The sequence below is a fragment of the Psychrobacter sp. Pi2-51 genome (genome assembly GCF_904846665.1).
GTDB lineage: Bacteria > Pseudomonadota > Gammaproteobacteria > Pseudomonadales > Moraxellaceae > Psychrobacter > Psychrobacter glaciei.
The window spans coordinates 1-13,977 of sequence record NZ_CAJHBP010000005.1 but is presented as its reverse complement, the minus strand read 5'-3'; the positions used below and the strand labels follow the sequence as shown (position 1 = coordinate 13,977).

11 protein-coding genes and 2 pseudogenes are annotated in these 13,977 nt (G+C 41.2%); 7 read left to right on the top strand and 6 right to left on the bottom strand.

What is annotated here, in order from left to right:
* Positions 1-72: 72 nt before the first annotated feature.
* Both truC and JMY08_RS03835 read left to right on the top strand, forming a co-directional pair.
* The gene (gene truC / locus JMY08_RS03840; protein ID WP_227679582.1) at positions 73-858 is read left to right on the top strand and encodes a tRNA pseudouridine(65) synthase TruC; all 786 of its coding nucleotides are present in this window, start codon (positions 73-75) and stop codon (positions 856-858) included.
* 72 nt (positions 859-930) lie between these two features.
* Positions 931-1,797: a hypothetical protein gene (locus JMY08_RS03835; RefSeq protein ID WP_201590795.1), complete on the top strand. Its 867-nt coding sequence runs from the start codon at positions 931-933 to the stop codon at positions 1,795-1,797.
* An 84-nt stretch (positions 1,798-1,881) separates the two neighbouring features.
* Here the strand turns inward: JMY08_RS03835 and JMY08_RS03830 are convergent.
* The 4 genes and pseudogenes from JMY08_RS03830 to ampC all read right to left on the bottom strand — a co-directional run.
* Positions 1,882-2,121, bottom strand: a pseudogene (locus tag JMY08_RS03830) (serine hydrolase); the annotation flags it as partial.
* Between the two features lie 37 nt (positions 2,122-2,158).
* Positions 2,159-2,530, bottom strand: a pseudogene (locus JMY08_RS03825) (transposase); the annotation flags it as partial.
* Between the two features lie 61 nt (positions 2,531-2,591).
* Positions 2,592-3,320: a class I SAM-dependent methyltransferase gene (locus JMY08_RS03820; RefSeq protein WP_010200012.1), complete on the bottom strand. Its 729-nt coding sequence runs from the start codon at positions 3,318-3,320 to the stop codon at positions 2,592-2,594.
* A 654-nt stretch (positions 3,321-3,974) separates the two neighbouring features.
* Positions 3,975-5,150, bottom strand: a complete 1,176-nt coding sequence (gene ampC / locus JMY08_RS03815; protein WP_201590792.1) for a class C beta-lactamase — start codon at positions 5,148-5,150, stop codon at positions 3,975-3,977.
* A gap of 487 nt (positions 5,151-5,637) precedes the next feature.
* On the opposite strand from ampC, the gene JMY08_RS03810 reads away from it, so the two are divergent.
* From JMY08_RS03810 to JMY08_RS03800, 3 genes are all read left to right on the top strand, one after another.
* On the top strand, positions 5,638-6,192 hold the full coding sequence (locus JMY08_RS03810) for an acyl-CoA thioesterase (protein WP_201590789.1): 555 nt from the start codon (positions 5,638-5,640) through the stop codon (positions 6,190-6,192).
* A gap of 65 nt (positions 6,193-6,257) precedes the next feature.
* Entirely contained in the window at positions 6,258-7,391 is a 1,134-nt protein-coding gene (locus JMY08_RS03805; protein WP_201590786.1) for a cation diffusion facilitator family transporter, read from the top strand.
* Between the two features lie 366 nt (positions 7,392-7,757).
* A complete protein-coding gene (locus JMY08_RS03800; protein WP_201590783.1) occupies positions 7,758-8,312 on the top strand; it encodes a DUF2059 domain-containing protein in 555 nt (184 codons plus the stop codon).
* Between the two features lie 106 nt (positions 8,313-8,418).
* Here JMY08_RS03800 and dps read toward each other — a convergent pair whose 3' ends face one another.
* A complete protein-coding gene (dps, locus tag JMY08_RS03795; protein WP_010200004.1) occupies positions 8,419-8,901 on the bottom strand; it encodes a DNA starvation/stationary phase protection protein Dps in 483 nt (160 codons plus the stop codon).
* A gap of 388 nt (positions 8,902-9,289) precedes the next feature.
* Between dps and uvrB the strand changes: the two genes are divergently transcribed.
* Together uvrB and JMY08_RS03785 are read left to right on the top strand one after the other, a co-directional pair.
* Positions 9,290-11,401: an excinuclease ABC subunit UvrB gene (gene uvrB, locus JMY08_RS03790; RefSeq protein WP_194618974.1), complete on the top strand. Its 2,112-nt coding sequence runs from the start codon at positions 9,290-9,292 to the stop codon at positions 11,399-11,401.
* Positions 11,402-11,649: 248 nt separating this feature from the next.
* Positions 11,650-12,702 (top strand): pyridoxal phosphate-dependent aminotransferase, encoded by a 1,053-nt coding sequence (locus JMY08_RS03785; protein ID WP_201590780.1) that lies wholly within the window; start codon positions 11,650-11,652, stop codon positions 12,700-12,702.
* A gap of 149 nt (positions 12,703-12,851) precedes the next feature.
* Here the strand turns inward: JMY08_RS03785 and JMY08_RS03780 are convergent, their stop codons facing one another.
* Positions 12,852-13,778, bottom strand: a complete 927-nt coding sequence (locus JMY08_RS03780) for a hypothetical protein (protein ID WP_201590766.1) — start codon at positions 13,776-13,778, stop codon at positions 12,852-12,854.
* Between the last annotated feature and the right edge of the window lie 199 nt (positions 13,779-13,977).

Sequence of the window (13,977 nt, the reverse complement as noted above, 5' to 3'; positions counted from 1 at the left end):
GGCAACAAAAAGGGTATATATAAAAGACAGTAGATATATAATTACCATATTTAAAATAATAGTATTTAAAATATGAGCATTGAAAACATAGATATCGAAAGTGACACCGCCAATCAAACCGCTAACCCAATAGAAATTATCTATGAAGATGAATTTCTGGTGGCAATTAATAAAGAGGCGGGTCTATTGGTGCATCGCAGCTGGCTGGATAAAGGCGAGACCCGCTTTGCCATGCAACTCACCCGTGATGCGGTAGGTTGCCATGTATTTCCGGTGCATCGGTTAGACAAGCCGACATCAGGCGTGTTGTTGTTCGCCAAGAGCTCAGCTGTGGCGCGTAGCCTTACCGAGGCTTTTACTGCGCATAAGGTTTCTAAGCAATACTTAGCCGTGGTGCGTGGCTTTATGCCAGAGCAGGGCACCGTTGATTATGCATTAAGTTTTAAGCCCGATGCCATTGCCGATAAGTTTGCCAACTTGGACAAGCCCGCTCAAGAGGCGGTGACCCATTGGCAGAGCTTGGCTCAAATTGAGCTGCCATTTGCGGTGTCAAAAAAGCATGAAACTAGCCGCTATAGTCTAATGCGCTTAACCCCCGAGACCGGTCGCAAGCATCAGCTGCGTCGGCACATGAGACATCTATTTCATCACATAGTGGGCGATACCAGCCACGGCGATGGACGGCACAATCGATTTTTTCGTACTCAGTACGACTGCGCACGTATGCTGCTACATGCCCAGACTTTAGCGCTCAGCCATCCGGTCACTGGTGAGCCATTATTGCTAAAAGCGGGATTAGACGATCAATGGATGAGTATCATGGAAGCGTTTTCTTGGGTAGAGAGCGCTGAAGTTTGAGCCGCGTAAAGTTTAGGTTCTGTCTTATAAAATCATTTCAAAATAGTCGAAATACTGGTATGGAGTTTAGCCATGTTAATTTTTCATTTAACATCGTCATTGCCAATAATTAAGACGGCAGTGATTTCTACTTTATTAATCGGTACTGTCCAACTAATGACAGGCTGTGACTCACAGCCCTCATCTTCGAATAATGATGGCACTGCACAAACGAATACTGTAGATAAAGACATGGCTAAGAATGATGAGATGTCTGTCAATCCATCGCCTACAGATACGAGTGCTATGGATAAAGCACAAACTAACGAAGCAGCAGATATAGCTGATGAGCAAACCGTCAGCCCGTCAGGGTATCAGAAGTTAAGCTTTGGTCAGGTTATTACCCCTGAGCTGCTAAGTAGCCTAGGCATGACCAAAGCAAAGAGCGATAACGAACAGTGCTACTATGTCAGTAATCCAAAATTGAGCTATATGGATAAAGAGTACGGTGAACGTGCTGCTGTGCTATATCAAATCATAGATGGTAAAGTTGCTCTGATTAGTATTCAGGATCCAAGCATAGCGTTTTATAAAGACATCAACGTTGGCGATTCAGCCACAGCGGTTATGAAAGCACATAATGATGAGCTTGACTACGAGGTCGATAAATATGCGGTTGATGGTAATTACTATAGCTTGATTGCTAATGTTAATTTCAAGGCAATAAAAGAAAGCCCACTCGGAGAATCACTAAAAGACGAAAATATTGAACTCAATAATAAACAGGACAAGCTGCCTCTACAAATTGAATATCATATCAAGGGCGGTCAAAAGTTTAATGATTATAAGATTAAGGCGACTGAGTGGACAGCAGACAATAAAAACCTATTAAAAGGTGAGGTAGAAAGCATAGATATCGGTATACCAGAAGCGATTTATTTGGTCGAAGGGTGCTCTTAAAAACTGAATGTAAAAACCCAGCATCTAGCTGGGTTTTTTATGAAAGGCTGTTTTCTATAAGGTTGCTTTGTGACTCAAGATTAATTAACGAGTCATCGCATTCTCTAAAATCGTATAGGCTGCTTTGACCCTATCTGCATTTGGATAGTTTTTATTTGCCAGAATGACAATGCCTGATTTTTTGGCAGGAATATAAGCGATATAGCCACCGAACCCATTAGTAGCGCCTGTTTTGTTGACCCAGACGTTGTTTAAGACAGCCGTTGGATGATTGTCTGTTGTAATGGCTTGAGGCTTTAGTGCCACGTCCATCGAGTTGCCTTCGTAGGGGAGGGTATCCCAAATTCTGTGTAACTGCCCTTTAGATTAAATGCTTGCTGATGCGGTCATCAAACATAATCATAAAGCGATTAAGAGCAGACGTCCAGTTACGGATGGGCATTGACCACTTTTTTGATGCCTGCTGAGTTGCTAAGTACACCACCTTGAATGCTGCCTGAACAGATGGGAACACCTTACGCTTATTCACCGCCGTACGAATGACGCTGTTTAGCGACTCTATCGTATTGGTGGTATAAATCGCTTTTCTGATGTCTTTAGGATACTCGAAAAACACCGTTAAGCCCTCCCAGTTATTACGCCAAGAGGTGACCACATGCGGGTACTTATCACCCCACACCTCATCAAAGTGCTCAAGGTTGGTCTCTGCTATCTCAAGCGTATCAGTGCCGTAATTAGGACTTGATATCAAGCCCTAAATGGAGGCAGTCGCACCAAAACGCTTTGGTGTCGTTTTATCTTTGTGCAGACACTAATATCATCATTGGGCGCTCCGCTTCTTCAGCAAGCGCAGGGTTTTCTGCTATTTGCTGCGCTGTTGGGCCCCACTCATTAACATGGCGAATAGTGAAACCAGCAGCCATCAGCGCGTTTAATATAGTGCCCAAAGTCCGGTGATATTTTACCACCCCGTCAGCTAGCCAATTGCTTACGCGCTGACTTTCATTTTGATAGTTGTTGACTGCCCATGATCGCTGACCTTCATCATCAGTGAGCCAACCTTGGCGTACCGAACAAGTATAAATTGGGTGTTCGGCAGTAAAGACAAACCAACCGTCAGGTTGCAGTGATTGATAGATGACAGAAAATAGCGGAGCGAGATCAGGTAGATAATGTAAAGCCATTTGACTATATACCAAGTCAATAGCCTGATTCGGTAGTGAAAGATGCTCGAGGTCCTCGCACTGGTAGCTGATGCCACTATCATTTGTGAGCTCTTGTGCCTGTGCCAGCATTTTTTCGGACAAATCGATACCAAGAACTTCGGTAGCCCCTAATTCTCGTGCACTGCGACAAAACCAACCGTATCCACAGCCGAGATCTATGACTCGTTTTCCGGAAATGTCTGGAAGTAGGGTCTTAACAGTCTCCCATTCAGGTGCAGCTTTTAAGCCAAACTGAGAGCGTGGTAGTTGAGCATAACCATCGAAAAAAGCCTGATTATCGTAAATATTTTGAGACATAATAAACTCCGAAAGTAATTTGATCCCCTAAAAACGAGGCAAAAAAAAGCGAGCAAGGGAAGCCCTGCTCGCTCTATTAAGCTGCCGCTAGACAACTTAAACGAAAAGGACCGTGGATGAATTATCATCCACGGTCCTGATTTAATCGCCACATAAATAATCGCCGCCATCCCTATAAAAGAGGCATACAAGTAATGTGGCGATGAATGTAAGGAAGCTAAAGCTCCTTATCAGGCTCTGAACAATACTTCATCGCAAGCAATTGTTAGAGCTCACTCGGGTAACGAGCTGATCTGAATCGTACATATTTCGCATAATAAACCAATAAAATAAGGGTGTTTAAACACGATTTTAACAACTTTAGTGAAAAACATCAATTGGTGCTCTATATCATATCTAACGGCACTCTATGACTATGTTGACCTTTTATCGTCATGTAATAGTGATCCAACAACCGATCCCGCAAGATTGATAGTGAAGAAATAACTCGCTCCTTGATGATAGTGCCTTCGATATTGCATGATACTCTACGAGTGATAGGGTAGAGTTGATCTTAATCTATTAGATTGGGTGTCGCAAGCTCCACCCAACCTACGGACTGGATTATTAATGAAAAACTGTTTTCTATAAGATTGCTTTGTGACTCAAGATTAATTAACGAGTCATCGCATTTTCTAAAATCGTATAGGCTGCTTTGACCCTATCTGCATTTGGATAGTTTTTATTTGCCAAAATGACAATGCCTGATTTTTTGGCAGGAATATAAGCAATATATCCACCGAACCCATTAGTAGCACCTGTTTTGTTGACCCAGACGTTATTTAAGACAGCCGTTGGATGATTGTCTGTTTTAATGGCTTGATGCTTTAGTACCACGTCCATTGAATTACCTTCGAGTAAGGTATTTAGCTGAGTAGGATAAGGGTACATCTCCCATCCTAACCCTTGGGTAAAAGTGCTCGCCTGATAGTAATTCTTTCTATTATTATTTAGTGCTTGCTGAATATTTTTATCCAGCGGTACTAGCCCCATATTCGCCGCCATAAAATGCGTCATATCTTTAATGGTGGATTTAATGCCATAGGCTTCGGCGTCTAACATGCCAGGATTGACTCGGATAGCATCGCCAGCAGCGTTATAACCAAATGCATAATCAGACATCTTGTCACTAGGTACATTAATAAAGGTATTGGGCATATTGAGTGACGGCAGTATTTTTTCTTCCATCAATTGTGTGTAATCAGCGTCCATGCTCAATGCCGCTATATAGCCAAACAGACCGATACTGGCGTTGGAATACAGACGCTTTGAGTTGATAGGGAATACAGGCTGCCAAGATTTATAATAACGAAGCAACTCTTTATTATTTTTGACGTCATCAGGGACTTGTAGTGGTAGACCACCAGCTGAATAGGTGGCTAGGTTTATCAGCTTGGTGTTGCCAATGGCGCTGTTTTTTAGGTAAGGAATATATTTATCAGCGGTATCTTCTAATGCAAGTGTGCCATTTAATTCTGAATAACTGGCTAAGGTAGCTGCAAACGTCTTACTGATTGAGCCTAGCTCAAAAATAGTGTTTTCTGAGACAGGTATTTTGGCTTTTTTATCAGCCAAACCATAATGATAGAAATGTGATTTACCATCAACAATAATACCAAAAGCCATTCCTGAAATATTATGCTCATTCATTAGTAATTTGGCTTGTTGATCAACTGTGCTCTTTAGATGGTCATTATTATCTGCTGCTTGTACGGTTCCAGATAGTAATGATGCTGCCACTAAAGCGGTAAGTCCCACTTGATTTAACAGGGTCTGAAAGGGTTGTTTCATTATAGGGTTTCTCATTTATTCTAATAGATGTATTAATAGTTTAATGCGTATGCAAATAGCGCTTTGCTTTCAGTGCGGGTATGCCGTTTTACATTATAGTCAGTGAAAAGTAATATCGATACATCACGCACTGCTAATATCAATTTTTCTTGCTTGCTGTGCCTGTGCAGACAGAGGCGACAAAAAATTAATATGAGCAGTATCGTAGCGTTTTTGGGGTATTTTGACTATATCTCAGAACACGGAATCCCCGACAATCTTGGCGATTCCGTACCGTTGATTGGATCTTTTAAGGTATACCCCAGTGGAACCAGTGATTTCACCATTTAAACCTATTTACAAACCACTCAAAATAGACTGCTATAATGGAAACTATTATAATAGACTATGAGAATGGTTATCTTTATAAAAAATTACTGAAGGCAAGTGATCAAAACCCGTTTGGTCGCTCAAGACCAATAAATTTTAGAACACCGTAAGGAATGTTATGCCCCAGTACAATACTACCTCCACTGCCAAAAAAGCCCCTTTAAATCATGAGCTGTATATGACGGTGCTAATGACCCCTGATATGGCAAATTTCATCGGCAATGTACACGGTGGTGATTTACTCAAAATGCTCGATCAGGTCGCTTATGCCTGTGCCAGTCGCTATAGCGGCAACTATGTGGTGACGCTATCGGTTGATCAGGTGATGTTCCGTGAGCCAATCTATGTGGGTGAGCTGGTGACCTTTGCCGCGAGCGTCAACTACGTGGGTAGAACGTCGATGGAAGTGGGCATACGTGTCGAAGCAGAAGATGTGCGGGCGCGTACGGTTCGTCATACCAATAGCTGCTATTTTACGATGGTCGCCATCGATGACAATGGCAAGCCAACTCCTGCGCCGCCACTTGATATCAAAAATTTGATGCAGCAGTGTCGTTTTGATGCAGGCTTAGAACGTAAGAACCTACGTATGCAAAGCTCACATCGTCCTAGCTGTGATATTGAGAATATGATTGGTGAACTAGCCAGTAGTCGTGACAATCAAGCTAAGTAACATGACACAGTAGCCAAGGGTTTCCAGCTTAGTGGTTAAATATTCGCTATTTTACTGAGACTATTATGAGTTTGAAGCAATCAAAAACCAATTCAAATATTCCTACTCCTAATCAGTCAGTACGCCGCAATAGTCGTGCTCGAGGTGCTGGTACGCTCATTAACGACGCCACTTCTGATAGTAATTCTCGTTCTGGCTTTCATGGTTCTTCTAAGTCAGCAACCAACAAAGAAGAACAACATTCTGCCTCATTGACGACGGTTTTAATCGCCGTCGGGGCCAACCTCATTATTGCTATTGCCAAAACTGTAGCGGCATTTATGACAGGTTCTGCTTCTATGATCGCAGAGTCAGCACATTCTTGGGCAGATGCAGGTAACGGCACTTTATTAATTGTCGCCGAAAAAAAATCCGTCAAACCTGCTGATGAAAGTCATCCGCTCGGCTACGGTAAAGAGTCATACGTCTGGTCGATGATTGCGGCATTTGGTGTCTTTATGGCAGGCTCTATTGTGTCCATTTATACTGGTATCACCGAGTGGAATGCGGCTGAGAGCGAGACCGACTATACCATCGGTTTTATTATATTAGCAGTCGCCTTCGTGCTAGAAGGCTTTTCGTTGGTGCAGGCGTACCTGCAAAGTAAAAAACACGGTGAAGCGATTAATGTCAGCGCTATTGGTTATGTGGTCGATACGTCGAACCCCACTTTACGCGGTGTATTTTTTGAAGATTTAGCGGCTGTAGTTGGCTTGGTTATCGCTGCGGCTGCGATGGGTATGCATGCTTATACTGGGCAGCCATTTTGGGATGCGCTAGGTTCTATCGTCGTCGGGCTATTATTAGGCGTGGTCGCTATCTTTTTGATCAGCCGTAATCGGGATTTTTTGATTGGCTACAAGGTGTCTGATAGGATGCATTCCTATGCGTTGAGCGAGCTGCTTAATCATGTAGATATTGATAGTGTTTCTTACTTACACCTAGAGTGGGTGGGACCCAAGAAAATATTTATGGTGGCGGCAGTAGACATCGCTGGCAATCAAAAAGAAAAAGAAATCGCGCAAAAATTTGAAGACATTGAAAACTTGTTTCGATGCAATCCTATCTTTCAAGAAGCTATTTTGACACTGTCTGTACCCAATGCCAAAACGTTATCTTTGCCGGAAAATTATTTGGCTAATGAACAAGATTTTGCATGACAGTCTAGATGACGGTGCTATTAACAACTACTATGGCTAAATCTTGCCAAACTGCGTCAAATAGCTGGTCAATATCCTGATACTATCTGCGCTCTTTTCCTTGGTTGGCTGCAATTTATCTCATTTGCATCACCATTTTCAAACTGAGGACACACCCTAGTCATTCTAGGTTAGACTTTATCGTCGATGGATGCCTAGTTTGGTAAGATTTTATCTATTAGCAGTCCTAATATTTGAAGGTTCAATAGACTCCAGTTACTATTAATTATACGGGTCTAATAACTATACGGATCTAATTCGAAAAATTAGGCTAAGATAACAATGATAATTAGCAGTAAAAACTAGATACTAAAATAAGGTGATAATATGACATATATTTTGAAAAATACTTTGGTGTCCCTGACGTTTGGTTTAAGCGTCGCTACTATGCTGGCAGTACCGACGCTCTTTGCACAGGCTGCGGTACCTACTGACAAGTCAGTGAGAGAGTTAGTAAATGTCACACATTTGAATGAAACAATCAAACAGATGTCCTCGAAAGATAGTTTACAAAAAATAGTTAATGACTCTATGTTGTCTAGCCTTGTGACTGATGACATGAGTACTGACCAACGTCAAAAACTAATCAAAGTGTTTTCTAATTATAGTAGTAGTATATTTGATGATGAGTATATTGAAACTATCAATGAGGCACAAATTCAAGCGTATGTTAGTGCTGTAAAAAAGTATTTTACTCAAGAAGAAGTTGACGCTCAAATCGATTTTTACGAAAGCGACTTAGGGGCTAGCATAATAGAAAAGCAGCCTATTATGATGCAAGAATATGCGAAAGATGTCAGAGCTATTATGACACAGAACGTCTCAGCCGAGCTAAAGAAAGCTTTGCCCATTATGATAGAAGAACTAAAAGCCCTGAAATAGAAAATAATAGAATATGCGTGCATAAAAAAAGGTCACCCAATCAGGTGACCTTTTCTGTTTTCACTTCATATAATAACGTTGATAATCAACTAAATTTATAACGGTATTATTTCTTTGGCGCATTTGCACCGATGAACCATGCATCTTTATCAATAATACGGCTGGCTTCTGTAAATAGATCAGCTGTATCTTCGTCGCCTGCATCACCAGCAGTAGCGATCGCTTCTCTCAAAGCTTCCGCGACTTTCTTGTAGCGGCTCGTCAACTCGCGAACATGTTGATCTACTTCGGTAATGTCAGTAGGGTAATCGTCTAAAATAGACTCTTTTACCACGCGACTGGCCAAACCATTTGGCTGACCACCTAAGATTACGATGCGTTCAGCGATTGTATCTGATACTTCAAGGATACGATCTGACGTATCATCTAATAATTGATGCACACCGATAAAGCCAGTACCTTGTAAATTCCAATGGCATTGTTTGCCATCTAAAGTTAAATCAATGACATTCGCTAAGTTAGCGTTTAACACATCAATCATTTTTTTGGCAGTTTCATCGGAAATTCCACTTGCGTAACGTTCTCTCATATCTTACTCCGTTATGTATTTTGTTTTATTGAATTAAATATGTCACTTGTTTCTTATTTGGTTTTTGTATTAGTAGTGCTTGTTGATTCGTTATGAATAATAACAGCTTAAATCTGTGATGGAACCCTTCAGTGTTAGGCTTTATGAGGTGGTCGTGTAAGGAGTTTGTTAACCATGAAAATCTTTGTAATTTTATTCAAGATTGTGTGAGTTTTTTATAACGGTCCTAGAGTTTTTGCCAAAACAGGTGCATACAATATCTGTCTTATACGCCTAAATATAGGCAAGAACTGGTGCTCATTAGCCTCGTATTATGCCTATGATTGTCCTTTAAAAAGGGACATTCAGACCCCATATTGTTATAAACCTCAAGAAGAAGAAAGCCATTATGCGTATGCCCGAACCGCGCTCATCGCGTCAGTTAAACCAATTGGCCACTCAGCTCCAAGGCGAAGCTGAAATTAGTGGTGTTAATGCGTCAGGGACGCAAATATCGAGTCGTGCCTTTGAGATGGTCACCGATTTTGAACCAGCAGGGGATCAGCCACAAGCGATCAAAAAGCTGGTCAATGGTATTAATTCTGGTATGAATGAGCAATTGCTATTGGGGGTAACGGGTTCTGGTAAGACTTATACCATGGCCAAGGTTATCTCTGAGACTCAGCGTCCGACGATTATCATGGCGCACAACAAAACGCTTGCCGCTCAGCTGTATGGTGAATTTAAGTCGTTTTTCCCGAATAACGCGGTGGAGTACTTCGTCAGTTATTATGACTATTACCAACCTGAAGCTTATGTCGCAGCGAGTGATACCTTTATCGAAAAAGACAGCGCCATCAATGATCATATCGATCAGATGCGTCTGTCAGCGACGCGCGCTCTATTAGAGCGTCGTGATGCGATTATTGTAGCTTCTGTATCGTGTATCTATGGTTTGGGTGATCCTGAAAGTTATCTAAAAATGCTACTGCATGTCGTGGTCGGTGATCAGATAGATCGTACCGCTACCATTAAACGTTTGGTTGAAATGCAATACACACGTAACGAGTTAGATTTTGGTCGTGGTACGTATCGCTTGCGTGGTGAGCTGCTCGATATTTATCCTGCTGAATCTGAGCAGTTGGCTGTACGTGTGCACTTGTTTGACAATGAAGTGGAAAAAATCACTTGGTTTGATCCTTTAACGGGCAAAACAGTACGTAGCGTGCCGCGTATTACTATTTATCCAAAATCGCACTATGTGACGCCGCGCAATAAACTAGAAGCTGCCAGTCATACGATTCGCGCTGAGCTAGAGCCGCGTCTAGAATATTTCCGTGATAACAATAAGCTGATTGAAGCGCAACGTCTCAAAGAACGTACCCAGTATGACCTTGAGATGATTCAACAGCTGGGTTACTGTAATGGTATCGAGAACTACTCACAGCATCTCTCTGGTCGTCCATCAGGGGAAGCACCACCGACGTTATTTGATTACATTCCAGAAGATGCACTGCTGTTCCTCGATGAATCGCACGTCACCGTTTCACAGATTGGGGCAATGTATAAAGGTGATAGGTCGCGTAAAGAAAACTTGGTCAATTATGGCTTTCGTCTGCCAAGTGCAATGAACAATCGCCCGATGAAGTTTGAAGAGTGGGAGCGTATCAAGCCTAAGACAATTTATGTGAGCGCCACGCCTGCATTATATGAGCTTGAGCATAGTGAGCAAGTCGTTGAGCAAGTCGTTCGTCCAACGGGTTTGATTGATCCCGAGATTGAGATTCGTCCTGTATTGACGCAAGTCGATGATGTGTTATCAGAGATTACCAAGCGCCGAGAAAAAGATGAGCGCGTACTGATTACCACATTGACCAAACGTATGTCAGAGGATTTGACCAGTTATCTAAAAGAATATGATGTCAAAGTCGCGTATTTGCATTCGGACATCGATACCGTCGAGCGTATGCAGATCATTCATGAGTTGCGGACTGGCGTGCATGATGTGTTGGTCGGCATTAATCTATTGCGTGAAGGTTTAGATATGCCAGAAGTGTCATTGGTCGCGATATTTGATGCCGATAAAGAAGGCTTTTTGCGTTCTGAGCGTGCACTTATTCAGACCATTGGTCGTGCTGCGCGTCATATCAATGGTAAGGCTATTCTTTATGCTGATCGCATTACCAACAGTATGCAAAAGGCGATAGACGAGACCGACCGTCGCCGTGAAAAACAAGTGGCATTTAACCTTGAGCACAACATCACACCAAAAGGGGCACGTCGCAGTATCACCGATAAAATCGATACGGGTGACGATCAGAATGCCAATGACAATCAAGTGATTCCTATCAAGAGCAATCTGCCTGATGTGGATATTAGTATCTTACGCAGTCCTGATTTGCTGGCCAAAGAAATCAATCGTCTTGAAAAGCTTATGAAACAGATGTCTCGTGACTTGAAGTTTGAAGATGCCGCGAAAACGCGTGATAAAGTGCTCGAGTTAAAAGCGCATTTGATCTAGTGTTCAACTTGAACGTGATTGAATGATGTGTGTTGAATACGTATGTTGGAAAAAAAGGTGAGTTGCAAGGAGGGCAGCTCACCTTTTTTTATGGTTTTTAGAGCTGCAAAAAGATGGTTTTTATCTATTGCTATTAATAACTAAAATTTGGTTGTAACAAAACTTGTGTTTATACCAAATGCCCCTTAATATGATATCAATGAGCAATATGAACTTATAACAACGGACGTTGAGGCACATAATCCATCATGCAAAATAACAAATTCTTAGAATTAAATGCGAATGAAAACTCACTAGGCATGTCAGACTCTGCCAAACAAGCCATTATAGAGTCTTTAGGTGAGGGCTTTCGTTATCCAGACAATCCACGCGCTGCGCTCATTAGCAAAATTGCCACCATCCATGGTGTGGCAGAAAACCAAATCTCATTAGGCAATGGCTCGACTGAAAATATGCGAGCGGTCATACAAATGCTACAACACAAAGCCTTAAAAGAAGGTAAAGCATTCCAGATGGTTATTCCGGTGCCAACGTTTGATTGTGCAGAGATGTATGCAAAATCGATTGGTGCAGACGTAGTCAAAATACCATTAACAACCAACAATTATGACTTAGATCTGAAAAACCTACAAAAAGCTGCCTATGAGTTTGACGGTATTAGCTTGCTTTATCTTTGCAATCCTAATAACCCAACAGGGACGATCACCTCAACGGCAGCCCTCAAAACATGGGTAAGTAATGCACCAGATAACCATTACTTTTTATTAGATCAAGCTTACTTGGAGTACGTGTCAGATCCAAGCTTTGAGAGTGGGATTGAGTGGTTAAAACAAGGGTTATCAGACAATCTTGTTGTTATCCATACTTTCTCAAAGTTATGTGCCTTAGCCGGTATGCGAGTGGGCTACGCGATTTCTAACCCGCAAGCTATTGAGACTGTCGAAGCATTTATGTCTATGGACAATACCAATTTGTCAGGTGCGGTTGCTGCTATTGCAACGTTAAATGATGCAGCGTTTTTAGCGCTAAGTTTGCGTAATACCAATCAGTCACGTCAAATGATCGAAACAGTATTAGACGATCTGGGGCTGCGCTATTTACCCTCACAGACCAACTTTATTTTTCATGAAATAAAAGGTGATTTAAAAACTTATATCGATAGAATGCGAGACAATGGCATTAAGGTTGGTCGCGAGTTTCCACCTGTCACAGGCTTCAATCGCTTGACGCTTGGCACGCCTGATGAGATGGAAGTATTTATCAAAGTGCTAAAAACATTTCGTGAAAAAGGTTGGGTTTAGCGCCTGTATTGAAAGATTGGTAAGTTTCAAACTAGCTGAGTTTGAAAGACGGTATTATAAGAATTTGACTTTGTCAGGCATTGCAGCCTGACTCAAGTGAATCTGTCTCCGATATATTCGGGGCGGTTCAAGAAAAATAAGCTCTGAAATTAGAAGGGACAGTCAATCGGCTCTTCATTAGCTAAAAAAGCCATTTGGTAGTTATAGGTATCATTAACACACATCTCTGTTTCGTTAACAGTTTCAAACTGATCTGCGATCATATATATAGAATGGCTAAAGTCTATAACCTGTTGGGGCGAGCGCAAATCTGTGGCCAAGTTATCAGCAGTAAAGTGAATTTTAGCGATATTGTCCTCAATTTTGACTATGGAGCTATTGTTGCCAAAATTACTTGACTCAAATCCTAGTTTTTGTTCTTCTGGCGTTAAGCCGTTCAAATATTCTTGGATGCTGTTTTTGAGTGGCGATGCTTTATCTACATATCGAATAACATAGCTTGATTTATCTAAGTTTGAATTCTCAAAATAAACTTTTACAGCTAGTTTATTTTTGACTGATTTCTTATTCATTGTATCAAGATATTTTTTATAGTTTTCAACATGAGTTTTACCACTAATAGGTTCACGCAAATCTAAATTACGAGGCTCTAAATCAACTCCTCCTTCATTTTTGAAAGGAAATAGGAAGTCTTGATCACAATCCTTTTCGTAACATCCAAAGCTGAATTTAGAGCCATTATTACATTCTGCATAACCGTAAGCTCCAGCATTTAAGGTAACATTACAAATGCTTTTATCTACTTCAATATCTTCAAATGTCATTTCGCAGGTTGTAATAGTATCCATGACGTAAATGTTTCGAGGTGACTCTTTGGTGAGCATTGGAATCAAATGTTTGATATCATCCCTAGCTAATGACCACAAGATACCCTTTCCAGGTATATCGTTCTTAATTGTAGTATCTGAGTCAACGCATAAGGTTTGGTAAACTTCTGTATCCTCCTGACATGCAGGTAAACACAGAGTGATTAATAATGCACTTACAGTCTTATAAATATTCTTTGATAAGTTCATAGACTGTTTTTCTTTTATCTTTAATTTAGTAAGAATTTTTGTTGATTCAGTATATCAATGCACTGCAAGTAGTTTAAAAATATATTTCATAAAGACTTAACTATAGCTGCCTTATTGAGCTGTGCTAATATTCGAAAGAGGTTTAATAGTTTAGATTCCTAAAATGTTTCCTGAATTATTCACTTTATAATTTTTAGAT

What these genes read in the sequence shown, in the direction of transcription:
- truC (WP_227679582.1), top strand. Translation starts at nt 73, where the DNA reads ATGAGCATTGAAAACATAGATATCGAAAGTGACACCGCCAATCAAACC.
- JMY08_RS03835 (WP_201590795.1), top strand. Translation starts at nt 931, where the DNA reads ATGTTAATTTTTCATTTAACATCGTCATTGCCAATAATTAAGACGGCA.
- JMY08_RS03820 (WP_010200012.1), bottom strand. Translation starts at nt 3,320, where the DNA reads ATGTCTCAAAATATTTACGATAATCAGGCTTTTTTCGATGGTTATGCT.
- ampC (WP_201590792.1), bottom strand. Translation starts at nt 5,150, where the DNA reads ATGAAACAACCCTTTCAGACCCTGTTAAATCAAGTGGGACTTACCGCT.
- JMY08_RS03810 (WP_201590789.1), top strand. Translation starts at nt 5,638, where the DNA reads ATGCCCCAGTACAATACTACCTCCACTGCCAAAAAAGCCCCTTTAAAT.
- JMY08_RS03805 (WP_201590786.1), top strand. Translation starts at nt 6,258, where the DNA reads ATGAGTTTGAAGCAATCAAAAACCAATTCAAATATTCCTACTCCTAAT.
- JMY08_RS03800 (WP_201590783.1), top strand. Translation starts at nt 7,758, where the DNA reads ATGACATATATTTTGAAAAATACTTTGGTGTCCCTGACGTTTGGTTTA.
- dps (WP_010200004.1), bottom strand. Translation starts at nt 8,901, where the DNA reads ATGAGAGAACGTTACGCAAGTGGAATTTCCGATGAAACTGCCAAAAAA.
- uvrB (WP_194618974.1), top strand. Translation starts at nt 9,290, where the DNA reads ATGCGTATGCCCGAACCGCGCTCATCGCGTCAGTTAAACCAATTGGCC.
- JMY08_RS03785 (WP_201590780.1), top strand. Translation starts at nt 11,650, where the DNA reads ATGCAAAATAACAAATTCTTAGAATTAAATGCGAATGAAAACTCACTA.
- JMY08_RS03780 (WP_201590766.1), bottom strand. Translation starts at nt 13,778, where the DNA reads ATGAACTTATCAAAGAATATTTATAAGACTGTAAGTGCATTATTAATC.